The sequence below is a fragment of the Mesorhizobium shonense genome, from assembly GCF_040545255.1.
Lineage (GTDB): Bacteria > Pseudomonadota > Alphaproteobacteria > Rhizobiales > Rhizobiaceae > Mesorhizobium > Mesorhizobium shonense.
In genome coordinates, this window is the sequence record NZ_JBEPLM010000018.1 from 1 (window position 1) to 25,902 (window position 25,902).

General features: G+C 57.2%; 18 protein-coding genes. 5 read left to right on the top strand and 13 right to left on the bottom strand.

Annotated elements, in window-relative coordinates:
• Nucleotides 1–43 precede the first annotated feature (43 nt).
• Genes ABID26_RS30815 through ABID26_RS30830 form a run of 4 tightly spaced genes read right to left on the bottom strand, consistent with a single transcriptional unit; the run spans nt 44 to nt 4,267 of the window.
• The gene (locus tag ABID26_RS30815; RefSeq protein ID WP_354417379.1) at nt 44–454 is read right to left on the bottom strand and encodes a cupin domain-containing protein; all 411 of its coding nucleotides are present in this window, start codon (nt 452–454) and stop codon (nt 44–46) included.
• Nucleotides 451–1,803 carry a SidA/IucD/PvdA family monooxygenase gene (locus tag ABID26_RS30820; RefSeq protein WP_354417381.1) on the bottom strand — a complete coding sequence of 451 codons (1,353 nt, stop codon included), beginning with the start codon at nt 1,801–1,803 and terminating at the stop codon, nt 451–453. Before ABID26_RS30820 ends, ABID26_RS30815 begins: the two co-directional genes overlap by 4 nt.
• On the bottom strand, nt 1,694–2,971 hold the full coding sequence (locus ABID26_RS30825) for a saccharopine dehydrogenase C-terminal domain-containing protein (RefSeq protein ID WP_354417383.1): 1,278 nt from the start codon (nt 2,969–2,971) through the stop codon (nt 1,694–1,696). The genes ABID26_RS30820 and ABID26_RS30825 overlap by 110 nt, the downstream gene beginning before the upstream one ends.
• A gap of 6 nt (nt 2,972–2,977) precedes the next feature.
• Nucleotides 2,978–4,267: an MFS transporter gene (locus ABID26_RS30830; RefSeq protein WP_354417385.1), complete on the bottom strand. Its 1,290-nt coding sequence runs from the start codon at nt 4,265–4,267 to the stop codon at nt 2,978–2,980.
• A 743-nt stretch (nt 4,268–5,010) separates the two neighbouring features.
• On the opposite strand from ABID26_RS30830, the gene ABID26_RS30835 reads away from it, so the two are divergent.
• Nucleotides 5,011–5,187: a hypothetical protein gene (locus tag ABID26_RS30835; protein WP_354417387.1), complete on the top strand. Its 177-nt coding sequence runs from the start codon at nt 5,011–5,013 to the stop codon at nt 5,185–5,187.
• 104 nt (nt 5,188–5,291) lie between these two features.
• Here the strand turns inward: ABID26_RS30835 and ABID26_RS30840 are convergent, their stop codons facing one another.
• The 5 genes from ABID26_RS30840 to ABID26_RS30860 form a co-directional block, all read right to left on the bottom strand.
• Entirely contained in the window at nt 5,292–6,041 is a 750-nt protein-coding gene (locus ABID26_RS30840) for a carbonic anhydrase (protein ID WP_354417388.1), read from the bottom strand.
• A gap of 180 nt (nt 6,042–6,221) precedes the next feature.
• Nucleotides 6,222–8,159, bottom strand: coding sequence for an acyltransferase family protein (locus ABID26_RS30845; RefSeq protein WP_354417390.1), 1,938 nt, complete (start codon nt 8,157–8,159; stop codon nt 6,222–6,224).
• 643 nt (nt 8,160–8,802) lie between these two features.
• The gene (locus ABID26_RS30850; protein ID WP_354417392.1) at nt 8,803–9,834 is read right to left on the bottom strand and encodes a LacI family DNA-binding transcriptional regulator; all 1,032 of its coding nucleotides are present in this window, start codon (nt 9,832–9,834) and stop codon (nt 8,803–8,805) included.
• Between the two features lie 404 nt (nt 9,835–10,238).
• On the bottom strand, nt 10,239–11,612 hold the full coding sequence (locus ABID26_RS30855) for a sigma-54-dependent transcriptional regulator (RefSeq protein WP_354417394.1): 1,374 nt from the start codon (nt 11,610–11,612) through the stop codon (nt 10,239–10,241).
• Nucleotides 11,609–13,447 (bottom strand): sensor histidine kinase, encoded by a 1,839-nt coding sequence (locus ABID26_RS30860; protein ID WP_354417396.1) that lies wholly within the window; start codon nt 13,445–13,447, stop codon nt 11,609–11,611. The genes ABID26_RS30855 and ABID26_RS30860 overlap by 4 nt, the downstream gene beginning before the upstream one ends.
• Before the next feature lie 271 nt (nt 13,448–13,718).
• Between ABID26_RS30860 and ABID26_RS30865 the strand changes: the two genes are divergently transcribed.
• The 3 genes from ABID26_RS30865 (at nt 13,719) to ABID26_RS30875 (ending at nt 17,968) form a co-directional block, all read left to right on the top strand.
• The gene (locus tag ABID26_RS30865; RefSeq protein WP_354417398.1) at nt 13,719–15,149 is read left to right on the top strand and encodes a dicarboxylate/amino acid:cation symporter; all 1,431 of its coding nucleotides are present in this window, start codon (nt 13,719–13,721) and stop codon (nt 15,147–15,149) included.
• 559 nt (nt 15,150–15,708) lie between these two features.
• Nucleotides 15,709–16,803 carry a histidinol-phosphate transaminase gene (gene hisC / locus ABID26_RS30870; protein ID WP_354417400.1) on the top strand — a complete coding sequence of 365 codons (1,095 nt, stop codon included), beginning with the start codon at nt 15,709–15,711 and terminating at the stop codon, nt 16,801–16,803.
• Between the two features lie 139 nt (nt 16,804–16,942).
• Nucleotides 16,943–17,968: an LLM class flavin-dependent oxidoreductase gene (locus tag ABID26_RS30875; protein WP_354417402.1), complete on the top strand. Its 1,026-nt coding sequence runs from the start codon at nt 16,943–16,945 to the stop codon at nt 17,966–17,968.
• A 232-nt stretch (nt 17,969–18,200) separates the two neighbouring features.
• On the opposite strand, the gene ABID26_RS30880 is transcribed toward ABID26_RS30875, so the two are convergent.
• Together ABID26_RS30880 and ABID26_RS30885 are read right to left on the bottom strand one after the other, a co-directional pair.
• Complete coding sequence (locus ABID26_RS30880) at nt 18,201–18,503, bottom strand: DUF982 domain-containing protein (RefSeq protein ID WP_354417404.1); 303 nt, start codon at nt 18,501–18,503, stop codon at nt 18,201–18,203.
• Between the two features lie 316 nt (nt 18,504–18,819).
• Complete coding sequence (locus tag ABID26_RS30885) at nt 18,820–19,506, bottom strand: transposase (protein WP_354417406.1); 687 nt, start codon at nt 19,504–19,506, stop codon at nt 18,820–18,822.
• Nucleotides 19,507–20,041: 535 nt separating this feature from the next.
• Between ABID26_RS30885 and ABID26_RS30890 the strand changes: the two genes are divergently transcribed.
• Entirely contained in the window at nt 20,042–21,670 is a 1,629-nt protein-coding gene (locus ABID26_RS30890) for an MFS transporter (RefSeq protein WP_354417408.1), read from the top strand.
• A 367-nt stretch (nt 21,671–22,037) separates the two neighbouring features.
• Here the strand turns inward: ABID26_RS30890 and ABID26_RS30895 are convergent, their stop codons facing one another.
• Nucleotides 22,038–23,996: an ABC transporter ATP-binding protein gene (locus ABID26_RS30895; RefSeq protein ID WP_354417410.1), complete on the bottom strand. Its 1,959-nt coding sequence runs from the start codon at nt 23,994–23,996 to the stop codon at nt 22,038–22,040.
• On the bottom strand, nt 23,996–25,849 hold the full coding sequence (locus tag ABID26_RS30900) for an ABC transporter ATP-binding protein (RefSeq protein WP_354417539.1): 1,854 nt from the start codon (nt 25,847–25,849) through the stop codon (nt 23,996–23,998). The genes ABID26_RS30895 and ABID26_RS30900 overlap by 1 nt, the downstream gene beginning before the upstream one ends.
• Between the last annotated feature and the right edge of the window lie 53 nt (nt 25,850–25,902).

Here is a 25,902-nt window from a genome sequence, read left to right on the forward strand (position 1 = left end):
ATCGCGTCCCCCCATCGAAAGCTTGACCCAAGCACGGCGGTGCTCAGGTGCTCACGGCCGGATACGCACTCCTGCGGTCTTCACCGGATGGGTACCTGGAAATCGCCTCTTCGAACGCTGCGCGGCTGTGCCACCACACCGTCTGCATGACTGCACCGCTGTCCAAAGCCTCAATTCTATGCCTGCGCAGCGGGTCGATCCTAATGCTCTCTCCGCCAAGCAGCAGGAAGGCCTTTTCATCCAGGTGAATTCGAACGCCGCCAGAGATCACTGTCCAAAATTCGACTTCCCCGTGGTTGTGACGGCAAGTGGTTGCGCCCGAACTGAACTTCAACAGACGTACCGAAACGTTACCCCCTTGTGGGAAGGGATCATGCCTGACGATGCCGCCATCAATCGAGATAGGGACCGCACGTGCTTCATTTTTGAGATCTATTATTTGCGGATAGATCATTTCGTTCCACTCTCGATTTTCGGGGGGCATTCAGCTGGCAACATATCTGGGCGGTCCGCAGGGGGTTGAAAGCACGCGCCGTTCTGCAGCGCCTTCGCCACGACCGCCGCGCGCTCGGCCAGGCCGCCGAGCGTGTGCTCCGTTGGGCCCCGAAGGCCAAAAGAGTGGTTGATGAGGAAAACGCGAGGTCGCGGACCGGAGCGGCACAATGCCGTCTGACCGAGATCCACTTCAAAGGACTCGTCGATAACGAGGGCGGCGTCTTCGATGAGCGGTTGCAGCGGTTGGAGGAAGGATAAATGGCGACGGTTTGAAAAGCCCGTCGCGCAAACCAGAAGGTCGATTTCAAGCGTTGTCAGGTCTTGCCTGCTTCCGATTCCGCGAAGGTGAAGACGAAAGCTATCCTCAACACGCTCCGCCGCCGTGATTTCCGTATACGGGAACAATCTGAGCCTATCGCGTCCACACACTTGGTCTTCGAAGCGAAGATCGTAGATGCTTTTGAGGACGTCCTTGGTGACGGTGGAGAAGTTCGTGTTCCTCGTGTCGGTAAGAAACCTATTGCGATCTTCGGGTGGCAGCTTCGCGAGCTTTAGCGAGTGTGGATAGGTGTAGAAGTCATTTACAAACGGGTTGTCATCGGTCTGTTCAAAGAGGTGGCGCCGGCCAACGACGATAACTTCCGATACTTCCCGATGCTGAAGCAGGAATCTGACTATCTCGCCGGCGCTTTGCCCGGACCCGACGACTGCAACGCGAGCGTTCGCGTTGATCATTCCCTCGTTCGCATGGGACAGGAAGAAGTTTGAATGCACCACGCGGCCGGGATCGACGGCCAGTTCTTCGGGAAGGTATGGTTCATGCCCAAGGCTCACGACCACGTCGTCAGCTTCGGTTTCCGAAACGTCCCCGCTCGACACATCCCGGACCGTGACGACAAGGGTTGGGGTTCCCGATGGCTTCTCGCGAAACCTGACTTCCACCGCCTCCTTGCCGAAACAAATCTTATCCGCAAAAAACCCGCTTACCCAGACCAGATAGTCGGAGAACAGCTTCCTTGAAGGATATAGTTCGTTCGTATGAATAAAGTGATAGAGAAGATCCCTGTCGTGCAAGAACGAGAAAAAAGTGAATGGGCTTGCCGGATTCCTCAGGAACGCCAGGTCCTTGAACAAGGAGACTTGGAGCCTTGAATCCTCGAAAGCAATGCCTGGGTGCCATTCTGCACTGTCGCGGCGCTCAAGGACTTCCAGCGAATCCAGAACTGAGGAACCCCATTCTTTCAGGCACGTCAGCAGTGCAAGGTTTGCTGGTCCGCTGCCCACGAGCAGTGTTTTCCGCCTTTGCATGACCGGCTCCAAAAATCGTGTTTGTTTCCAACAGCCCAGTTGCGCGCTCGGCTAAGACAGCCATCCGGCTTCCCCTCATTTTCCCGAGGGCCATCGAGGCGACTTCGGCGAGGGTGGCTTCACCGGGGTGTACGGCACCCCGCAACTGTTTGCGCGTGACGCATTCCACGGCTGCGGCCACTGGTACCGCGGTCGCGATAGCCATGCTTGAGAAGCCTCGTTCCTGAAGTGCGGAGCGAAGGATGCACGTCCAGCGGCCAGGTTTGCGATGGCGATCCTCAATGGCCACATCAAGGATGACCTGGTCGCCATGTTCCTTTGGGCTCCGGCGAGTTAAAAGCGCTTCCGTGACGTGCTTGACCCGCAGGCGGGCGCTCCCGATCTCAACCTCCTCGTCGGACAGCAGCCCGAGGCGATGCAACATCCGAACGCCATCCGCAAAGCCCGGCCATCGCACAGTCAATTGTCTGATGGTCGGAATGCTGAGATGAGTGCTTGCGGCAGTCGACGGAACCATCGCGTCATCGTATGCCTCAAGAAGTCCGACCCCCTCCACGAACAGCGAAGACACGCTTTCGAATCGATTTCGTGTTACGGTTCGCCCATTGACTCGAGCCAACGCGGGCCTCTGCTCTATGGGCAGCCGACGTCCAAAGGCGAGAGCATAGTTCAGTGGAGGTTCCGGAATTTTGGGAATCCCTCCGCAATGAGTTACGATGCTCTCTAAGCCGCCTAGTTCAGCTGCTGCCAGTGAGATTAACGATTCAACCAATCCTGGTTCGAGACCCGCTCCCAAGACTACCGGCGGACCGTTAGGCGGCATCCGGGCGATGTCAGGATCCTCGGGGTCCGGCCTGCCGACGCAAATAATAGGGGTGTGTAGACCTGCCTCGTGCATTTGGTGCGCGAGTTTGCCGACCAGATTTCGGCAGTCATTCCAAGACGTCGCCATGATCAGCGATCGTGCTTGAATTGAGAGAGCGCATGGACCTAATGACACGTCGAAGCGGACGTTTTTGAGGTCGCCCAGAAGGCCTTGCGCCGCAGCAAGCACAGAATGGCTCCTGTCAATCAGGACAACCAACGTGTCCGGCTGGCCCGCAAGTTGCAGGGCCACCGCCCGACCGACTGGCCCGGCTCCGATGACGACGTGGGACCTCCCGCACATCGTGCTTTAGCCTTTGTTGCTGGCCACGGTCGAGTCCGGCTTGCGCCGGGTCGTGCGATAGCCAAGAAGAGCAATAGCCGTTTGCAGCAGAGCCAAGCCGGCAATTAACAACGTCAGTGTATTGTACCCCAAGTGAACTGAGACGATGCCGGCAGCGAAAGGGAAGAAATACAAGCCAAGGAAATAGGAAAGACTGAAGATGATCTGTACCAAGGTTCGGGACTGCGGCGCAGTCACGCGGACAGCTTCTGCCTGCATCAGGGGATACGATAGCCCGTAGGTTATGCCGGTCGCCAGCGATCCCACCGCGTAAATAACAGGATGGCCCGGAGAGTAGTGGAAACCGAGAAGCGAAATAACCATCCCGCCCAGGAGTAGCGGCAAGATCCGGTCGGCCGCACCGCGGCTCACGCGCGGACCAATTGCAAACCTGGAGCCGACTACTGCTATCGCCCAAGAGCCAAAAAATATTTCATACCGAAGACCGGAATTATTCGCAAATGGAGCTTGGAAGTTTATCAACGTGGTGTAAATGCTTGCCGACAGCAGTACGAGTACAAAAAACATTGCGGAATTGCTGAAGAGGAGAGTGAAAAGCTCGCGTGCAAGCGAGGCGTGGTTGGGAATATCGGCGTCGCGGATGTTCGCCGCACGCTGCGCTGCCCACGATGACAATGCGGAAGCTGCCGTTGCCGCAAGCATTGCCAGAATGAACATGTCCAGCGTGGCCAAGCCGGTGAACCGGGTAAGCAGGCTGCTTAGGAGAGGTCCGCAGGTTACCCCTAAGGTTGAGAATGCAGAGTAGGCCATGAAGCTCGATGGCCGGTCCGCATCGCTTGAGAGGGCGGCAATGCAAATCGAGCCCACGGTGAAGTGCAGCGCCCACCCACCCGATTGCAGCATGTAGCTCAGGAAGTAGGGGAGGGTCGCGCGCACCCCCGAAAACTCGTTTACGAGGATGGTCGCGCACCCGGCTGCATAGAGAAGCCCGCCGATAGGTGCAAGCCTTCGCACGCTAAACTGCCGGGTGAGCGAAGGACTGATCAAGACTATTAAGATGGCGGTCGCCATGCCTGCTGCCGAGATCGAGCCAAAAAAGATCTCGTCTCGCCCAATCGACAACAGGTAAACTGGAAGTAGCGCAAAGATGCCCATCGCGAAGGAAATCAGGCATCTTTCTGCGATGAAAATACGCCTATACCATATAATACGGGTGCTGTCGTTTGAAATAGTGGCGGCGTTCATTTCTGTTTCCATGAAATTGTTTGCTGCCTTCGCGCGGAGCGTTGTATTCAAGGCTATTCGGCCGTTCCGTGCACACAAGTTGCCTCGCTAAGAGCAACGCGTGCGCAACCCAAGAGTATCGCTCTACGCCAGCCCTCCATCTTGGCTGCCCGTGACATGAACCACGACAGTCAGCTGCTGCCCGCCCTGATAACGGAGACGCTCAAGATTCATGCCAGTTTGATCGATTGAGCCGAAGAAGGAGTTTTGTGTTTTATTTTCAGCCGATTAGCCTGAAGAAGAGCTAGAGATCGGCTAAAGAGGCCCTTATCGTGAACTCGACAAACCCGACAGAAGATGTCGGGCGGCGCCGTTTGAGACGGTTATGCCTGGCTTCGGTGAGTCACAACTATCCTACAGGAGTTGAGAGACGGGGAGGGGCTCAGGCTGGCCGCCGCGAGGTGCGCTACGACACGATGCCGATGCTGCCGCGCGGAACGCGCCTGAGACCACGCATTATGCCGGTGGGGCGCAATAGCGATCGAACTTCCGAGGCTAAAAGCGGTCGGACGATACGCGCGCCTCGACGGCCGATCCAGAAGGGCGGGCCTCCACCGAAAAGCCAACGGCGCTGAGACTGGGCGCTGCCGCATTTGAGATGGGTGGTGGAGATCTGTAGCAGTTGGTCGATCCCGACCCGGTTTTATTAGCCGGGGCTCCTATCGCGGAGTGGGGTGCCCTTAACTAATAGAGCCTCGCCCTGTCTATCGGCAGGAGATCATGCCGAGCCGGAAGTCTGCGGTCCGGAAATTTTTATGGACGAAATGCGCTCGGTGCCGATGACAAATCGCTGGCGCATTAACGAAGCCGGCCTGCATTGCCGTTATCTCGGCCGCAATGATCCGGCCGCTTTCGTCTTCATCGGATGGGCAACAAAGGCGGTCACCTTTCGCGTTCTGCGGCCGCCTCCTCTGCCGGCGAACGCGCAATGATCCGGCCGCTTTCGTCTTCATCGGATGGGCAACAAAGGCGGTCACCTTTCGCGTTCTGCGGCCGCCTCCCCTGCCGGCGAACGTTTCTGCCGCATTCTAACGCCTCAGTTGATGTCTAGGATGAAGCGCCGATTAGGTGAACGGATAGGCCGTGCGTTGTGGGGATAGAGGGAGACAAATCGAGCAATATCCGCAGCGTCGACCTCCACCGGTTCTTTTGCCAACATCCATTGAACGTTCTCGGTGCAGGGCGGTGTCGTCAATGATCCCTCATAGGTCCAGTAGCTGAGCGAGGCCGGGAGAAGCCCTTTGGGATCGATATCGGCGGCCATTGACGCGCCTGGCCACGCAGGGAAGACTGCTGCCAGGCTTGCAAAGCTGGCATTTGTCGCGCCTGGTCTCAAAAAGACTCCCAGGACGCCAAAGCTGTCGCTCTTTGTGTCCTTGTGGACAAAATGCGCTTCCATCGGGAAACTCTTGCCAGCTATGCGATGCTCGCTTGGCGCATGAAAATGGAATTGGATCAATTCGAAAGTACGATCCCCGCGGGTCAGCGTGCTGCCTCCCGGCGTATTGATTTGAATGGTATGCCCGTTATTCACCAACTTGCAGCGGCCCTTGTGCCAATCTACTGAGATACGCGGCATGTCGGCCTTGACGGCGTCGGTAATATCAACAGGTGACTGCTGCGTACCCGCCGAACAGACGAAATTCTTCCTTTCCAGATCGGCCCAGTGCTCGGGCCCCACCTGACCAGTGTATCCCCAATGGGCCTCATCCGCACGCGCGGCCGCGGCACAGATGAGGCAAGCGCCGTGTGCAACGAACCCTTTGATCAGGTGACGACGGTGCATATTGCTTTCCCTTCCTTACGCGAATTGATGCTGTTCCAATTGAAAAAAGGGCCGTAGCGAGGACAGGCGCACGATCCAGCGAGTTGATCGGGTCCCGACATTGGGCCAGCTAACCAAGCTTCACCCTCCAGCTTTCGAACCACGGGACGAATCTGGCTGCTTCAAACCATCTCATCAGCTCTAACGAGCAGCCGCAACCAGCCTCTCGGCAAGTCTTGTCCGGCGAGCGATTATCTCTGATCCTTCATAGGAAAGGTGACCGCTGTCCCGGTAAAGGAATTTGCCATCGATCTCCGTCTTGCATGCTGTACCGTCGCACAGAAAGTCGTGATAAGAAATGACCTCTACACCAGCCTTCAAGGACACTTTATTCAAGAGCTCGAGAGTGCTGGACTGACTTTGGCGATATTGTGCGACGGATATTTTACAGTCACTGTAACGCCCGACAATAACAATTCCACGTGCCTTCCTCTCAAGACAATCACCGATGTCGATGTTCCCAACCGGTGGAGGAGCAAGGACGACCACTCGCTTGCCCAAGGCTCGAACGGCTTCGACGAGAGCCTTGATACCATCAACGGCCTCATCAATAGAAAGATTGACCTCGGTGAAAGTACCTTTGGTCCTCTTAAGCAGCATGAATTGATCCGGCGCCGCGACGCCAAACGGGCTTGAAATGACAACGGTCTTTATTTCTGGTCGCGTTTTCAAGATACGCAAAACGCTGTCATTGAAGCGAATACAGCTCTCGCCGAAGGCGCGGGAATAGGGCGACGCTGTCGGCAGCTTCGAGAAACCAGCTATTCCGACAGCAGGAAGGCACGCGCTCATCGTGAGCTGAGCCAGTCCCGTTTCTCCGATTGTTTTGGCCAAGCCCGGAACCACCGCCATGGCAAACGAATCACCCCAGACCAGCAACTCGGGCTTGTCGGTCGTTTGGCAGTTCCGAGGGATTTCCTGAGGAGGCGATCCGGGCCTGAAATCACACGCTGGTCCCAAACCCTCGTTGATCCGTCGGATATGGGCAAAGTCGATGTTGCTATGGGTCGCCCCAATGGCGAGCGAGGGCGTCAAGCCGAGCAGTACCGATACAGCTAGGAGACCCGAAGACAGCGGCACACGGGACGTCGCATACCCGCGCCGGAACGGCTCCTCCACGAAACGGTGAAGAACCCAGCTCGCGACAAATGAGAAGGCAACTGCCGCATAGATCGCAAGGGCGGGTGTATCTGCAAGCCAAGCGGCCCGTACAAAGACGAGCACCGGCCAATGGATCAGATAGAGCGAATACGAGACGTCTCCCATCCTCGCCATGCCTCGAACCGCCACATTATCTCTACTGGGCGCAAGCAGGAGGACCAGCGTTGCGAGACAAACCACAGCCGCATCCACGACCGGATGAGCGGAGCCAGTGGGGACAACGGCAATAAAGAGAAGCAGTGTGAGCGCCTGGAGGCGCAGCTTCGAAAGCTTGGCAGCCACGTTGGGGCTGATGGGAAGCAAGGCACCGAATGAACCCAGGGCCATTTCCCAAAATCGGGTCGGCAAAAGAAAAAATGCGGCGGATGGATCGCGGGAGGTTAAATAAAGACATAGCGAGAAGCTGGCAACGAGGAGCACGCCTACTCCTGTCAGCCACCATCTCCTCGGAGCCAAGGCCAAGAAGGCAGGGAGCAGCAAATAAAACTGCTCCTCGATAGCGAGCGACCAGAAATGCAGGAGGGGCTTCGTTTCGGCGGCGCCACCGAAGTAATCGGACTGAAACCAGAGAACGATATTGCCGGTGAATGTGAGGGCCCCGAGAACCTGGTTTTGGAACCCTTTCAGCTCCACCTCCGACAGGAAGAAAGGCGCAGCGATCGTCGTGAGCGCGATGACGACATAGGCAGCCGGCAACAGGCGTTTGGCACGCCGGTAGTAGAACTCACAAAAACTGAACCGTGATTGCTCAACATGCGTCCTGACGAGGCCCGTGATCAGGAACCCCGAAATGACGAAAAAAATGTCAACGCCGAGATAACCTGCGGCACCCGGCCCAAGACGGGCGTGATAAAGAACAACCAGAAGAATGGCCAAGCCTCGCAAGGCCTGGATATCGGTTCGCAAATATCGCGGCATGGACTACCTGATATAGAGGTGACTTTGCTGAAGTGAGAGCGCCACGGCAGTGACTAAGACGACCGTGGTTTTATCCTATCGGTTGAGTTCCTCGCGTCACCGAGTTCCCAAGTCTGGACGTCACTTCCATGCTTACGAGCGCCATTTGCATACGTGTGCTCGACGTGCTTTGAAACCAGTCAGATCCAGATTTGCCCCATTTCAGAAAATTCTAAAAATCAATTGTTTCGATGGAACTCATCCACACCGTGGATCGTGGGGTGGCTGCATAACGATTGAAGGGCAACTTTTTCTCTCACCATTACAGAAGTGATTGCCTTGGCTGTTGCACATTCAATCGTCTATTGTTGTATGCATTCGACCACCCACCCGCCGAACCGCGGATTGAGGATCGTCTTTCTGATTTCCAGACAATCATATGGTCGTGGGGCGTCTTTGTGGGTCAGCTCCTCACATCAGCCTGATGATGGCGTCTGGTAGCGCAGTTATGCGGCTCTCCAGTTTCATCTCGCAGAGGCCATGTTCGAGATCCGTCGAGAAGAACACGGGAACAGAGTCTGATGAACGTTTTCCGGTGATAAGATATGGTGGAATTTGTTATGCTCTGTCGTGAGCGAACCGCTCAAAGAGAGCGAATCTCGCCTCAAATGTTTTCCGGCAGATAAATCTCAAACGGCAAAAACGTCTGCCATGGCGTCTCTGCGGTGCCTGTCTCGATTGCCCTGGTCATCAGCGTCATCAACTCCTGGCAAAGCAGGCGCAGGGGCGTGGCAACCGCCATCGTAATGATGTCGTCCGCGAGTGCTGCCCGCGACTCTGGCGTGATCTCGTTGACGATCGCGAGGAGATCCCGACCATCACCCTCTTCCCGGAGCGCAGCGATGGCGCCCTCCGTGCCGCCGCCGGCGACATACAAGCCGACAAGTTCGGATTCGCGTTGTATGACATCGCGAGTGGCCTCGTAGGTGGTTTGCCGCGTATCGAGGTTCACGCGCGTGTCCAGCACCTCGAACATCGGCGCTTTCTCACGAAAGTATGAGCGAAAGCCGGTTTCTCGCAATTCGGGACCCTGAAAACGATGGCTGACGACCAAGACCGCCACCTTGCCCGGCCTTTTTGCAACCTTGGAAAACATCCAGGCAGCCGTACGTCCAACCTTGCGGTTGTTGAGGCCCAGATAGCCCTCGCGCACGCCGGCGGCAAAATCGGAAAGCAGCGAAAAAACCGGGGTTCCGTTCGATTTGAGTTCTTCGACAGCTGCCGTGACTGTTGGATGATCCGGTGCCATCATCGCGACCGCGTGGCAGCGTTCACCCATGTCCTCGAGCAGCTCGACCAGATCGCCAGGCCTATGCGATGGCGCGAATTCAACGACTGGAACGCCCCGGAAGGACTGTGCCGCGCTGACAGCAGCTTTGATCTCTCGCGCGAAATCCTGATAGAAATGCTCGGCCGGCATTCTGAGAATAAAGCCTAATCGGTACTCCGGCAAAATCCGCTGCGCGCGCTGCTGCATCAGACCAGCTGCGTTGTAGCCGATGGCGCGAGCCGCCTCGCAGACCCGTCGTGCGGTCTGTTCCCTCACAAGTCGACGGCCGTTCAAAACCCGATCGACGGTCGCTACGCTAACCCCGGCTTCGCGGGCGAGATCTACAATTGTGGGGCGTTTGGTCATGATTCGAGTCTAAACAGGAAGTCATGGGGAACATAGAGCACGGCTCACGGAATTTGACAGAATGTGTCAGTCTGTCTGCGTTGATGCCGGCGATGTCGCAGTAGATCCCTTCTTCGCCGGGTTCGGCGATTATGATGCGTGCTCGTTGGCAGTTCGACGCAACTGCTGATCACGCATCGACCGAAAGAACAGATATGCGGCACGAGGTCTTTCCGGTCTCGGAGCCAAAAAGGATTGATCCCAAACTGCCCGATCATCAGGCGCCCCCCTCTCACGAGACGATCCGCACACCGCCAGAGCGCGGCCCTGACGTATCCGCACCGGTGAAGTGTATTGTTGGGCGCAAGCAGCTTCACTTTCCCGGCGCCCATATGCCCATAGCAGCCTTTCGGCGACGGGCGAGTTCAAGAAGATTTCGAACAATCGCGGCTGCTTCGATACACGCCCGGAATTATTCCATAGCGTTTCAGCTTGTCGTAGAAGGTTTTGCGGGGCACCTGCAGAAACCCGGTCGTCCTCCTCACGTCGCCATCGCATTCCCGCAATGCGTTGCGGATAACGGTCGCCTCATAAAGACTAACCTTTTCGGAAAGAGAGAGATTTAATTCAGCGCCTATTTTTCCAGGGAGCGAATTCGGCGCCCCTTCAAGTCCCAATGCAACCCGATCCGCGAAATGCGCAAGTTCGCGGACATTGCCGGGCCAATCATGGCCCATGAGATGATTACGCACGGCCGCGGTTATCTCCCACACTGGCTTGCCGAAGCGTTTGCACGCTCGTTCCAGGAAATGCGCAAAGAGGATCGGGATGTCCTCGCGCCGCTCGCGAAGAGGCGGAATATTGACCGTCACGACGTTCAGACGAAAATATAGATCTTCCCTGAAGTCACCGCGGGCGGCCGGATCGCTCAGATCGACCTTTGTCGCAGCTACGACACGAACATTGATGCTGCGGATTTCGTTGGTTCCGAGTGGCGTGACCTGGCGGGTCTCGAGTACCCTTAGGAGTTTTATCTGGAGTGCAGGCGGCATCGACTCAATTTCGTCGAGGAATAGCGTGCCGCCATTCGCGTATTCGAGGCGACCGATCCTGCGCCTGTGCGCACCGGTAAACGCGCCTGCTTCGTGGCCGAAAAGTTCGCTTTCGATGACACTTTCGGGCAGCGCCCCGCAGTTCAAGGCCACGAACGGCTTGGTACTTCGTCTGCTCCAGCGGTGAAGCAGATCCGCGACCACCTCCTTACCCGTGCCGGTTTCACCCTCCACAAGGACGTCCACATCCGTATCGGCGATCTGTCGAATCGTTTCTCGCAGCCATGTCATACTCGGCGCGTTCCCTAGGAGAGGCATATCGCCCGCGGATCGGACGACCGCATCCCTGAGGCGCCTGTTTTCCAGGACCAGGTGCCGGTTTTCGGAAGCGCGATTCAGCGTCACCAAAAGCCGTTCGGTGTCATATGGCTTGGAGATGAAATCGTAAGCGCCGTCCTTGATGGCCGCAACGGCGAGTTCGACGTCGCCATGCCCAGTGATAAGGACAAAAGGAATGTCCGGATCGATTGCTTTCACCCGGTCAAAGAGCTGAAGCCCGTTCATTCTGGGCATGCGGATGTCGCTGACGACGGGACCATTGAAGTTCTCGTCGATTCTGGCGAGTGCGGCCTCGGCGGAATTGACGACGATAGGGCTAAAGCCGGCAAGTTCCAGCATCTGCCCTGCAGCGGGCAGCAGATCATCGTCATCGTCAACGAAGATGACAGGCCCTTTTTCGCCACTCATTCGGCACGCCTCAATTCGATGGTGAAGGAAGTCCCCCTCTCGTCGCTGGCATCGAGTCGCAACGAGCCGCCGAGCTCGCGGGCGATTTCCTCTGAAATAAGCAGGCCAAGGCCGAGCCCCTTTTCCTTGCTTGTGGTAAATGGAATGAAGAGGCTCTTGCGAATTTCAGGGGCGAGGCCGGCACCGTTGTCTCGAACCGAAATGGTGACTGTTTCCTTGTTCTGGGCAAGTGCTATCTCGATCCGCGGCTCCGGCAGGCCCTTCAGGGCATCGAGCGAATTCTGCAAGAGATTGACCAGGATTTGCTCGAGCCGAACGCAACTTGCCATCACCGTCGGAGACGGATCTGTCCGTTGCCGTTCGATCGTCACGCCAGATTCGCGGATGCGGCCCGAAAGGAGCGAAAGCGCCCCGTCGATCGCCTCCTCCGCCGATATTGGCTCCACGGAACCCGTTGCGCGGCGTGAGAACGACCGCAGCGTTTCGGTGATCGCCCCGATACGTCCCGTAATAGCGATGATCGATTTCAAATTCCTGGCGGTTTCTTTCGGCCTGTCGCCTTGGAGAAGACGTGAAGCATTTTCGGCATAGGTGCGAATTGCTGTGACCGGCTGGTTAATCTCGTGAGCAACTCCGGCTGCGATCTGTCCAAGAATTGAGAGGCGATTCGCCTGAGAGAGTTCTTCACATAACCGGCGCACCCTTGCCTCGGCATTCTCGCGCTCGGCTATCTGAGCTGCGAGCGCTTCGTTCGAGCGGCGGAGCTCTGCCGTACGCAAGTTGACGCGATGTTCCAGTTCCGCGTTCATGTGCGCAAGCGCGTCCTGCCGTTGTCGGATCGCCCGGCGCCGTCGAACAATAACGGAAACCGCAAATGCCACGAGCACGAGGGCAAGCAGTGCTATCGCGCGGGCTGTCATCATCGCCGCGGAAATCTCTGCATCGGCAGGAATGAGCAGTGACAGCCGCCAACCTGGGACCACTTTGCCGAGATCCTGCGAAACCGTGACAAAGCCGGCTGCCTTGTCTGCGGTACTTGCGGTGACCAGGCTGCCGCCGCGGTGCGAAAGCGGAACGGGCTCAAACGCCGCGCCAGGCAGCTGCAGATGATCGCGGGCGATTTTTGCCTCTTTTTTGGAAAGCGGGGAGAGAGCGCCAAAACGCCATTGAGGCACGCTGGTCGAAAGGACGACGCCGCGCTCGTCGCTCGTGAAGACCACGAAACCGCTCTCGCGCCAGCTCGACTCCACACGGTCGAGCTCGACCTTCACCACGACGACACCGAGTGGCCCCTCCGGTCCATCGATCCGGCTCGACAAGAAGAGGCCGGGGCGCTTGCTAACGGTACCAAGTGCGTATTGCGTGGCCATGCCGCTCGCCATCGCTTCAACGAAGTAGTGACGGAAACGGTAATCGCGGCCGACAAAACTGGTGGGCTCGCCAGCATTGCTCGCAGCAACCGTCGTTCCCTCACTGTTGATGACGTAGATGACTGAAGAGGCGGCGTCGCGCGCGATGGCTCGAAGCTTTTCATCCAGCGCAGCTTCCCCACCGGTGCCCGGACTGCGAAGCATCTCCTGGATCGCACCATCACGAGCCAAGACGCGCGGAATCAATCGCTGCTTCTCGACATCTCCTTTCAAAGTGTCGGCTGCAAGTGGGCGCGCGGCAAGAGCACGATCGCGTAGGTCTGACTCAGCTTTGTTGCCGGCAATACGGCCGGCTGCAAAAACAAAAAAACCGAGCCCGGGACCAAGAAGGGCAAACAAAACCGCAAGCCAGAGAAATCTGCCGGCGCCCAATCTGCCAGGGAAGTTGAACGGGGCCTTATGCAAGCCACCCTCGCTGATGCCGTCGTTTACTACCGCGTTCTCCAGACTCGACCTTAGTGCCGGATTTCGCCAAAGGGAACCACCGAGTGCGGAAATTCACACACGTGCGTGGCGCAACCTCCCTGAAAACATCCGAAATTGCGCGATCCGCTCGGCCCATCCGTTTGGCATATGCCTTGCGAGGAACAGCGCAGCAGCGTTCGACCGGAGCGCAGCGGTCGGGAATAACCCGGGGAGAGAGGCAGTGCCGAGATCCGGTCTGGGAGAGAGATTTATGTTGACCCCAAAAGGCCCCAACGCAAATGTCGCGCCTCGCAAGCCTTTCTACGCACGGCTTTATGTGCAGGTGATTGCCGCCATCGCCCTGGGCGTCGCGCTCGGTCATTTCAACCCCGAAATCGGCGAAAACATGAAGCCGCTTGGTGACGCCTTCATCAAGCTCGTCAAGATGATCATCGCACCGGTGATCTTTTTGACCGTCGCGACCGGCATCGCGGGCATGCACAGCCTTCAAAAGGTCGGCCGGGTAGCCAGCAAGGCGATGGTCTATTTCCTCACCTTCTCGACGCTGGCACTGATCGTCGGCCTCATCGTGTCCAACGTCGTTCAACCAGGCGCCGGCCTCAACATTGATCCGGCCTCGCTCGATATCCAAGCCGTCAATCCCTATGCCGCAAAGGCCCACGAGCAGTCCGTGACGGGCTTTCTGATGAACATCATTCCGACCACGATTGTGGCCGCCTTTGCAGACGGCGACATCCTTCAGGTCCTTTTCTTCTCGGTCCTGTTTGGCATTGCGCTTGCGATGGTTGGAGAGATGGGCAAGCCGATCACTTCCTTGCTCCAGGCGCTCACCGTGCCGATCTTTGCACTCGTTGGCATCCTGATGAAGGCTGCCCCGATCGGCGCGTTCGGCGCCATGGCCTTCACAATCGGCAGGTACGGCATCGGCTCCGTCGTCAATCTCGCAATGCTGGTCGGGACGTTCTACCTCACGGCCTTTCTCTTCGTGTTTATCGTTCTCGGCGCGGTCTGCCGTTTCAATGGCTTCTCGATCGTTTCTCTCATCCGGTACATCAAGGAAGAGTTGCTATTGGTTCTTGGAACGTCCTCCTCGGAGGCCGCGCTGCCCACTCTCATGGAGAAGATGGAGAAGGCTGGCGCCAAGCGTTCAGTCGTGGGCCTGGTCATTCCGACGGGATATTCCTTCAATCTGGACGGCACCAACATCTATATGACGCTCGCGGCCCTCTTTATCGCCCAGGCGACGAATACGGATCTCTCGATCGGCGATCAGATCCTATTGCTACTCGTTGCTATGCTTTCCTCTAAGGGGGCGGCGGGGGTCACCGGCGCCGGATTCGTCACACTGGCCGCTACTCTTTCTGCGGTGCCATCCGTTCCGGTGGCTGGCATGGCATTGATCCTCGGTATCGACCGTTTCATGTCCGAGTGCCGGGCCCTTACGAACATCATCGGCAATGCCGTAGCAACGCTCGTGGTCGCCCGTTGGGAAGGCGAATTGGATCAGGCACGGTTGGAAGCCGCGTTTGCAGGGCATCATCTTGCCGAGACATTGGCCGGCCAGCCACCCGTCCCGCAGCCGCCAAGTGAGGCCGCCTCGTTGCGACTCGTCCCTTCGCCGGATCGCTCACCACCACAGCACGGGCGAGCCGCAGACACCAAGCGAGGACTCGCGGATTGATGAAAACAAACGCGCCGACAGCAGCCCAATCGCGCTTGAGCAAACAACGTTCATCAATATGCGCCGGGTTTTTGCCTGGAGCGCTGTTCACCGGCACCGTGTCGGCCATAGAGATTGAAACGAGTCGACCCCGAGAAATCCAGTACGAGGATCGGAAGGTCCTGGCAGACTATTGACGCCAGCGGTAGAAATACTGTGGCGCCTCATTAGCCGTGGCGAAAAGCAATCTGGCCCAGATCAACGCCTGTTCGCACCAGCCTCCAATATATCGATGAACAAACGGCGAGGCATGCATAAGCGAAGCATAGCCTTAGAAATAGACGGTATCATATTGCCCCCTTTAAAACCATCACGCGGCGGCAGATGAAGCCCGATGATCCAATGTTGTTAGCAATAGAAACAATAACTTTTCTTAGAATAGAGCCAATCTGAGTTTGAAAAAACCTCAGATAAAGGATGATATTCTAACTTATACATCAGATGTAGCGAAATTGGCGGGGAGCTAAACATGAGCAAGTTGAGGGTGGATGATTAAACCCTCATGTCAACTGGAGAGGATATGTCAGGAACAAAACTAAAAAGCGTGCTTTCGTCGTTTTCGCAGGTGCCAAGGGAACTAAAGCCTTTGCCTTCCGATCGCCATTCGCTGGACGATAGCTGCGTCCGGTTGAATACGAACGAGAATCCATTTCCGATGCCGGAAGTCGTAATGCAAAGTGCAATTGCCGCCCTTGAGCAGCAGTATCTATATCCAGAACACGACAACATCGGCTTGAGAGAAGCGGCGGCTGATGCCTACGGCCTCACCAAGGATCAAGTGATTGCCGGAAACGGATCCTCCGAACTGCTGGGACTCATCTACAGAGCCTTCCTCGCCCCTGGCGACAGGGTGGCGATGCTATCGCCAGGCTTTTCGTTCAACCGCAAACTCGCCATGTTGCAGGGGGCTCAATTTCTTGAAATCGAATGCGGTCAATCTGGTGTCCTGCCGGTAGAAGAATTGCTCTCTGGTCCCGCAGAAGGCGCCAAGTTCATTCTTCTAGCTAATCCGAACAATCCAACTGGAACATTCGTTTCGGTGGCCGAGATCGAACGCCTCGCGGCGCAGTCGGATCGCCTGATTGTTCTGGATGAGGCCTATGTCGACTTCGCCCCGGATAATGGCCTGCGCCTTATCGATCATTATCCCAATATTCTGGTCCTACGGACATTTTCAAAAAGCTACGCCGCCGCCGGTATCCGTATCGGCTTTGGATTTGGTCATCCCGAAATCATTGGAAGGTTGCGCAACATCCAAAATGTTTTCAACATGAACGTGATCGGCCAAGCGGTTGGCGTCAGCATCCTTGCCCATCGCGACGCCTATGAAGAGAACCACAGACACATCAAGCAGGAACGGGAGCGCGTGTCCTTCGCGCTCTCGCAACTGGGATTTTCCGTAACGCCTTCGCATGCAAATTTCTTGCTAGCCCGCGTTCCGGCAGGACAAGACGGTAGGTGGTGGCAAAAAGCGATGAAGCGGCGTAAAGTACTGGTCGCCGCGTTTTCAGAGTCATTTTTGAAAAAACATATAAGAGTAAGCATAGGCACAAGAGAACAAATGGACATACTGTTGTCTGAGGCTTCTGAAATACTAGGAAAGCCGAAGAAGTAACTAGAATCCAGCCGCCTGTAAAAATCATTTTTATATCCCGCGGAAAGCGGTTGCTTCGCAGAAATATATCGTTGCTCTGATCGCTTCGAGCCCCGTTCGAAGCAAGGGCCTTCTGCGTCAAAACTCCGGAGACAATAGAGTGAACAACGTCTTGCCTTCGAAGCCGACCTTCGGAATCTTCGATCACTTGGATGAGGACGGTCGCGACATCGGCCTACAATACGCCGATCGCCTCAAGCTGGCGGAGGCCTGCGATCACCTCGGCTTTTATGCATATCATCTCGCAGAGCACCACTGCACCCCCCATGGGAGAGGTGCGTCGCCAAATCTCTTCTTATCGAGCGTCGCACAGCGCACCCGCCAACTGCGTATGGGTCCGCTGGTGATGCTCCTTACCCTTTACCATCCGCTTCGGGCGTTCGAAGAGATCTGTATGCTCGACCAGTTGAGCGGTGGTAGGGTGGAGCTCGGCATAGGGCGAGGCTCACTCGCAGCCGAATTGGGTTATTTTGGGATTGGCGCGGACGCAGTGCCAGGCCGTTATTTGGAAGCCAGCGAAATCGTAATCGCCGCCATGAAAGGCGGGAAGTTATCTTATCGAGGCCGCCACTTTGAGCTGAATAGCGTTCCCTTGACGCTGAGACCCCGTCAGCGCCCGCGTCCTCCGACATGGGTCGCCACCAATCGAGCCGAGTCGGCAGGTTGGGCCGCCGCGAATGGCGCAAATCTCGCGTGCGTGGGACATAGCTCCTCCGTCCGCAAAGTTACCGACGCCTTCCGCGCTAAGCGGGAGGAAACCACTGCCAAAGGTAATCCGCCGTTGCTAGGATTGCTGCGCATGATCGTGATTGGGCGTTCTGACACGCATGCCTATTCGATCGCGGCACCCGCTTATGAAACATGGCTCAAGAGCTTCAAGTTTCTTTACGACCTCAATGGCATTCCGACTCCACCAAACCTGCCGCTGACCTTCGAAGCGGCGATTGAAAGTGAACTGTGCATAGCGGGAACGGCAGCTTTTGTGCGGGACGCTCTTCTTGGTCAGTTGGAAGTTGCTGGGGCCAACTATCTTCTTTGCCAGCTCGCGTTTGGGGATTTGCCATTGGAAGCGTCTCTATACACTGCAGTGACGATTCATTCTGAAATCATGACCCGATTTGACTGACCATGAACCCGTGGCGTAGGGCGGCTCGAAGGAGTCGCCCGCGGCATCTACCAGCAACTAGCCCGCTGCCCGACCATAGCCTTGCGGCGCGTGGCCGACGTGGGATTCCATCGCTATGCCTGCCTAGGTCGGACGCCGTTTCCGGACGATGATTAGAACTGGTTTTCGGGGACGCGATACTGCACGGGACCACATTGCCCCACGTTACAGCCCCCTCGCTCAACGTCGCTGTTCACACAGACCGTTTGCCACCGCCCGTCTTGCAGGCGCCAATCCACTGCATCGCCGAGGTTGGATCTTCCAATATGGCGGCCCGTTTCGCAAAGCCGTAAAAGGCAGCGCGGGCTGCGCTTAAGGGCTTGTTCCCATCATAAGCGTCACAACATGCTTTAAGGGCAGTCTCGTGGATCAGGTCCCTGCGATCTTCGGGCCATTCATCGAGAAAATCGATGGCGTCCTCGAGGTTCGCAATCTCTTGCACGACATAGGCGGCACGCTTCACGAAAATAGGACTGCCGAAGGCCAGCGCCTTCATTTCGTTTCCTCCCGATCTTTGAACAGCCGACTTGCGAGGCGAGCCTCATCGAACCCGCCGACCATTGCAGAATGTGTTGTCAGCCTGATGACGCTTCAAGAGGAAAAGGCGGCAATTCATCCTCGGGAGGAACTGGATCGATCACCAATCTACTGCCGCAAAAATTGGCCACGTCGACAATGTCGTTTCGTTCTGGCGGCCGCCGATGAACGGTGAACCCAGTCGCCCAAACCGGTCGTTCACCGCAACGAAGCGAAAGACAGCACGACATCGCCTGGCAGCGCGCCGATATGGAAGCCGCAAGCTCAGGGCTGGATTAATCCAGCCCAAGCCTTTTCTTCAGTTCCGCATTTTCCTTGCGCAGACGATCCGCAAGCAGGCTCTTCAGCCGCTTGTTTTCTTCCTCGAGCGCGACGAGATCCTTCAGCTCGTCGCTGTCCGCTGCAGGCTTCGCCGCTTTCTTCCAAAGATAATATGTCTGTTCCGAGATGCCGGCATGCTTCACCGCGCTCTTGAGAGTGGTGCCGCCGCCGATCGACGTCTCGATCTGAGCGAGCTTCAGGGCGCGCTCCCTTACGGAGTAGACCTTGCGGCCTGTCCGTGCCGATGGCGGTGCTTCAGTGGTCGCGGATGTCGGCTTGGCGCCGTTCTTGCGGCCAGGCGCGCTCGGCTCAGCCTTTGGCTTTCTCGACCGCGGTGTTCTCGCCCTCGATTTTGACGTCTCCGCTTCGGCTGCCTGTTCGGTAGGAATTACTGCTGTTTCGGTTTCCAGGCGATTTGCCATGAAATTCTCCATTTGCGGTTTGTGCAAAGGTTCAGCATCAATGGCCACTACCGTAGAGTCAATAAGCTGACGATTTGACGGTTGAATCTTCTGGAGTTCCTCTGAAGTTTCGCCCATCGCCGCGGCGATGTCGAAATCGCCCCAGATGGAACGGGCGGTTTTTTGGTAACGGCGCTTCTGTTTGACTTCCACGGTGAATGGTCGCGTTTGCCGCCTCATAGTTCCTTCCTGATGAGAAACGAATAATGGAATGAAGTCGCCGCTCGTAACTCCTGGCGCTTCCTGGTTCGCGCGGAGCTTTATCGTAAAAGTCCCTCGACGAGCAAGTGACACCGGTCACGCCAGTGTTCGCAAGCGGGCCGAGCGCAGGCGTTCGCGCGAGGAGAAATGCCTGCAACGCTGCGGAGTGGTGCATTCGGGTCGGAAACCCTTGAGCGTCCGAAAGGTGCAGTATCGGATCAAATGTCGCATCTTGCCGTCGGGCGATCCGTTTCCCAGCCATTCAGCGCTGCCCTCTCCGGTGCCTCGGGAACACTTCTTGAAATTGAAAACTGCTGCATCTCGTGTTCAGCGTGCATGAAGAACTCGCCAGCAGATGATAACGCCGGACCTCGCCAGCGGTTTAGCGTCTGCCCACAACTATCTGCCTGGGTTAGCAGGCGCGCTCGCTGTGGCAGCTTGGCTTGAGCCGCGAGGCCGTGGTTGAGTGAGGTGAAGAGATCCAGCCTCGCGGCCGATTCCGAAGCTTTCCACAATGGTGAAGACAACATCTCCACTCGTACCGTTTCAGCACAAGACATTCCGTTCTCTGTGGTCGGCGGCTCTTGTTTCGAATCTTGGGACGCTAGTTGAAGGTGTGGCGGCTGCGTGGCTGATGACGAGTATTGCCAGCTCCCATGGAATGGTGGCGCTCGTACAGGCATCGACCACCTTGCCCTACATGATCTTCTCGCTCGCATCCGGAGCGCTCGCGGATAACTTTGACCGTCGCCGGATCATGCTAATGGCGCAACTGCTGATGGTTTGCCTATCAGCGTCCCTGGCGCTCTTGACCTACGCCGGGGAAATCACACCCTGGACCCTTCTGGGTCTCACATTCCTGATTGGCTGTGGTTGGGCATTGCACGATCCGTCGTGGCAAGCCTCGATGGGAGACATCCTGCCTCGCGAAGACCTCCCAAGCGCAGTTGCGCTCAACGGCATGAGCTACAACCTCATGCGCAGCATCGGACCGGCGATTGGCGGCATAATCGTGGCGACCGCCGGGGCAGCGTTCGCGTTTCTCTTCAATGTGTTTTGCTATGTCGCCTTGATCGCCGCCCTGTTACGCTGGAAAACTGTACCGGCGCGACGAGCGCTGCCGCGGGAGGCTTTCGGAAGCGCGATGGCGGCAGGATTCCGCTATGTGCTTATGTCGCCAAACCTTCTCAAACTGATGTGCCGGAGCTTCATTTTCGGCCTCACCGCGGTCGTCATTCTGGCTCTCCTGCCGTTGGTTGTTCGCGAACAGGTTAAGGGCACTGCGGTCACCTACGGAGTGATGCTTGGCTTTTTCGGTCTGGGAGCGATCTGTGGCGCGCTCCTCATCGGACGCGCCCGCGAAATTCTCTCCAACGAATGGGTCGTTCGCGGTGCGTTCTTTACACTGGCGATCAGCTGCTTGCTTCTGTCGTGGAGCGAGCACGTTTGGCTGAGCTGCCTCCTCGTCATGCCAGCCGGTGCGGCATGGATCCAGTCATTCTCGCTGTTTAACGTCACCGTTCAGCTTTCGGCGCCTCGGTGGGTGGTGGGACGAGCCCTCTCTCTCTATCAGACGGCCGCATATGGCGGCATGGCAGCGGGAAGCTGGCTCTGGGGCCAGTTAGCGGATCTGCAAGGCGTTTCGGGAGCCTTGGTCGTCGCAAGCCTGGTTCTTGTATTTGGCGGACTGCTCGGCGTTATTTTGCGTCTTCCGGATCTTGAAACGCTCAAACTTGATCCGACCAACACCTTCTGCGAACCAACCCTGCAGCTTGACCTTCGACCACGAAGCGGTCCGATCATGATAATGGTCGATTATCGTATTCACCAGAAAGACGTTCCAGAATTTCTCAACGTGATGGCATCATGGCGAAAAGCCCGACTGCGAGATGGCGCCAGGCAATGGGCGCTGCTGCGTGACCTGGAAAAGCCCGAACTGTGGACCGAATGTTATCATGTGCCAACTTGGGTCGAGTATGTTCGCCACAACAACAGGCAGACCCAAGATGACGCCGAAATCGTTGCGCGCCTTGAAGCCCTGCACTGTGGCGACTGCCCGCCCAGAATTCACCACAAGATCGAACGGCAAACCGTGAGCGTACATGACGATATGCCGCTCCGGCCTCATTTCGACAGGACTTGAGCGAAACCGCAAACCAATAACTTGGCTCAAGATAAGGCGGCGCCGGAAGCCCCGTTTGCTCAAAACGATGGAGCAGATCTTGGGCCAGCTATGCGCCAAGCGCGTAGCGTTTCTCGTCTTCGTCCATGAGGCTAACGCCCGGTCAGATTTCGGCGATCTATGCTACACCAATGAATAAGCGATCCTCGTCGGGCTTCAGCAAGTCTATGACGCGTGCTTTTCTGAGACGCCGCGAGGCTTGGACAAGAAGTCACGGACCCGTCGCGAACCTTTTTCGTGAAAATCAAATGCCCGTCATGGGTGGTGGCGATCTCGACATCGCACAGGCGCTCGATCTGCTTGTGCAAGGCCGGCAATGCGTCGGGTATCACCGTTCGGCAAAGCGCTTGCACCAATGTGCTGGCTCCTCAGAACTTCGCGCCTCAGATCTGTAGCCCGCTGCTTCGGAGGTGTCGAGTTGCTCATCGGGCGTGTCGTCGAACGAGGCGTGGTTGAGCCTGTAGAGTTTGGAATAGAGACCGCCCATTTCGATCAACTGATCGTGCTTTCCGGATTCGGCGACTTTGCCATTCTGAAGAACGATAAGACGGTCGGCGCCTCGGACTGTGGCAAGGCGATGGGCGATGACGAGGCCAGTGCGGCCTTCGAGGAGCCTGACCATAGCCTTCTGAATCAGCATTTCCGTATAGCTATCGATATTGGCGGTTGCTTCGTCGAGTACCAGAATCTTGGTGTTTGCGACAAGCGCACGGGCAAAGCTGATAAGCTGGCGCTGGCCCAGCGAGAGATTGCCGCCGCCTTCACGTAGATCGGCATCGTATCCACCAGGAAGGCGCACAATGAAGCTGTGCGCGCCGACCGCCATAGCGGCCTCGATAACCTCTTCCCGCGTGGCTTCAGCCTTGTGGTAGCGGATGTTCTCGAAAATCGTGCCGGTAAAAAGGAACGGCTCCTGGAGCACCATGGCGATCTGACGGCCAAGTGATTTCTGGGTGAGATCGCGCACATCATACCCGCCGACCAGCACCTGGCCCTCCTGGACATCATAAAAGCGGTGGACGAGGGCCATTGCACTGGATTTACCTGAACCGGTCGGCCCCACCAGGGCGACGGTTTCGCCGGGATTGACCCGAAACGACACGTTCTTCAATACCGGATGCTTGGGATCATATCCGAAAGTAACGTTCCTGAACTCGATCGAGCCGTCCATCTCGGGCGAAAGCACCGTAGCATTCGGTTTGTCCTGGACCTCAATCTTGACATCAAGAACGTCGGTCAGTCGCTTTCCCGACGCCATCGCCCTTTGCATGATCGAATATTGCAAGGTGAGGGAGCGGATCGGATCGAAGAAGCGCTGGATGTAGAAGAGGAACGCGACCATCACACCCACATCGATGCGATCACTCATGACCATTGAGCCGCCGACGACGATGACGACAGCCATGGCAACGCCCGTTAGGCTATCGACGATCGGCACCATTATCTGGGCGTATTTGGCGGCGGTCAGATGTATCTTGAGATTGGCACGGGCTTTGTCGTCATAAAGCATCAAATTGACCTGCTGCCGGTCCATGGACTGCACTGCCCTTACGCCATGAATGGCTTCGGCTAGCGCGCCATTGGAAACCGAATTGGCCCCATTGGCAGCCATGAAGGCGCCGCGGGCGCGCGGCAGCCAGAAGATGCGCACGATGAGGAGAACAGGCACCAGTGAGAACGTAAGGATCCCCAAGCGAACATCGAGCCACAGCATGACGAAGACGATGCCAAAGACAAGAATGATGTCGCCCAGGCAAAACACCGAGGTTTCGAGGAATTCCTGCATGGAATTGACGTCACCCTGCAGACGCGACATCAGCCGTCCCACCTCTGTCTTGTCCATAAAGGAAAGCGCCACGTCCTGCAGATGGCCGAACGTGGCCCGCCGAATATCGAACAGAACTTTCTCCGCCATTTTGTAGACCATGATCTCTTGCGTGCAGCTGGCGCCGAAATTGACCGAAATGGTGAAAAGGAAGGCGCAGGCGGCTCCGAGCAGGGCCGAACGATCGCCACTTCCCGGCTGCATGCCATGGTCGATAGCAAAGCGGATGATCAGCGGGACGAGAAGCTGCGTGCCGGTGAGGATCAACATCGCGGCAACCGAGACTATCAAGTTGGTGCGGTAGGGCCGCACGAACCCCCAAATGCGTCGGACAATATTCTTGTCAAACGCCTGCCCGAACATCTCCTCTTCGATGCGATGCGAACCGACGACCGCATGGGGCGGACGCCGGTCTTCGTGGGCATCGTCGCGCTGCGTCTCGACTTCGCTACCCTGGAGCATCAGCTCACCCCCTCTTGGTTGGGCAGCATGTCATCAAAAGCGCGCGCTTGGAGATCGTAGAGGGCCTTGTAGCGTCCGCCCTTCGCCAGAAGGTCCTCATGAGTGCCACGCTCGACAATCTCGCCGTTCTCGATAAACAGAATTACGTCGGCATCCATGAGCGAACTCAGCCGGTGGCCGATGATGATGGTCACGCGGTCCTTGGCAAAGTACCGCATCGCGGAGCGAATGCGCTGTTCTGTGGCGGCATCGATCGCGGCAGTCGAGTCGTCGAATATGATGACCGACGGGCGCAGCATCATCGTGCGAGCTATCGCCAGGCGCTGACGCTGGCCGCCCGACAGGGATATGCCGCGTTCACGCACCACCGTTTTGTAACCGGCCGGCAACCGGAGAATGTAGTCATGAAGCTGAGCCGACTCGCTCGCGCGCTCGATCCGCTGCGCGTTGGCCCAGGGATCGCCATAGGCGATGTTGTTTTCGATCGTCGTGGTGAAGATGAATGCATCCTGCTGCACGACCGCGACGGCTCTGCGAAGCGTCGCCAGGGTGACCTCGCGGATATCCTGACCGTCAAGCGTGATGACGCCGCTGGCGACGTCGTAAAAACGAGGGATCAGATGAGCAATCGTCGACTTGCCCGAGCCGGGCGGGCCGACAATTGCAATGGTTTCGCTCTTGCGGGCTTCAAAACTAATATTCTTCAGAATTGGGCGGTTCTCGGCGTCCGGATAGGCGAATGAAACATCCTCGAACCGCAAGGTGCCCTCGCTGATTTCGAGCGGTTTGGCGTCTGCTGCGTCCTTGAGCGCGATATCCAGGTCGAGTAACCCGAACAGGCGCGAGCCGCATGTCGAGGCTCGGGCAAAGCCATCGACAATCAAACCTATCTGGCGAACCGGCATCTGGAGGATGGTCATAAAGGTAAGGAACGTGGCAAGTTTTCCGACGCTGATTTCGCCTGCGATGACTTTGTTCCCGCCGACCCACAGAACCAACCCCATGGCGAAAGAGAACGAGAAATTCATTGCGGAAATATTGCGCACGTAAATCTCGGCCCGTTTGTGCATGAGGCCAAGCGCACTCTTCGATGCGCGGTCGAACTTCAGCATCTCGTAGGCCTGCGCTGAAAACGCGCGGACAACCCGGACGCCGGTGAGATTTTCTTCCATTACACGGCTGAGGTCGCAAAGCCGCTCCTGCAGGTCAAGCCAGGTGGCGCGCAGCTTGATCTGTGTGATTGATGAGCGCCATCCGACGAAGGGCACAAAGCACAGCGCGAGGAGACCAAGAACCAGGTTGATGGAGATCAGCATGTGGGCGCCGACCCCGATCAACATGACGAGGAGCACGGCGCGAACCAGAGCGGCAGAGAAGTACACACGCACGCCTTCCAGATCGAGCATGCCGATCGTGATCAGATCGGCTGAATGCGCCTGGTCGTGAAAAGAAAAGCTGAGCCGCTGGATCTTCTCATAAAAAGCGACCCGCAGTTCATACGCGACGTGATGTCCGACCGCTTCGGCAAAATAGTTTTGAGCCAGCGTGAAGAGGCCGCGCAGCACGCAAATGGCAAGCAGCAGCAGCGCCGAGGTCCGCAGCCCCTCTTGCGCTGCCGCTCCGCTGACACCCCCGCCGATGGCTGTCTGGGTCTGGTCTATGGCCTGGCCGAGGAGCTCGGGGATGAGCAATTGGAGCGATGCCGCAACGAGTGTCGAACCAATAGCCACGGTGACCTGCCAGGGGTGCCGCAAATTCATCCGGGTAATGCGGGCGATCGTGCTCAAGCACTGGACCGGACCGGCCGCTTCTCCATTCGCGAGCGAATTCCCGGGCTTCGTCACGCCGCGGATAGCCTTACTGTTCGGGGGTGCATTCCAGTGATATTGGGCGGTTTGGGGGGCCT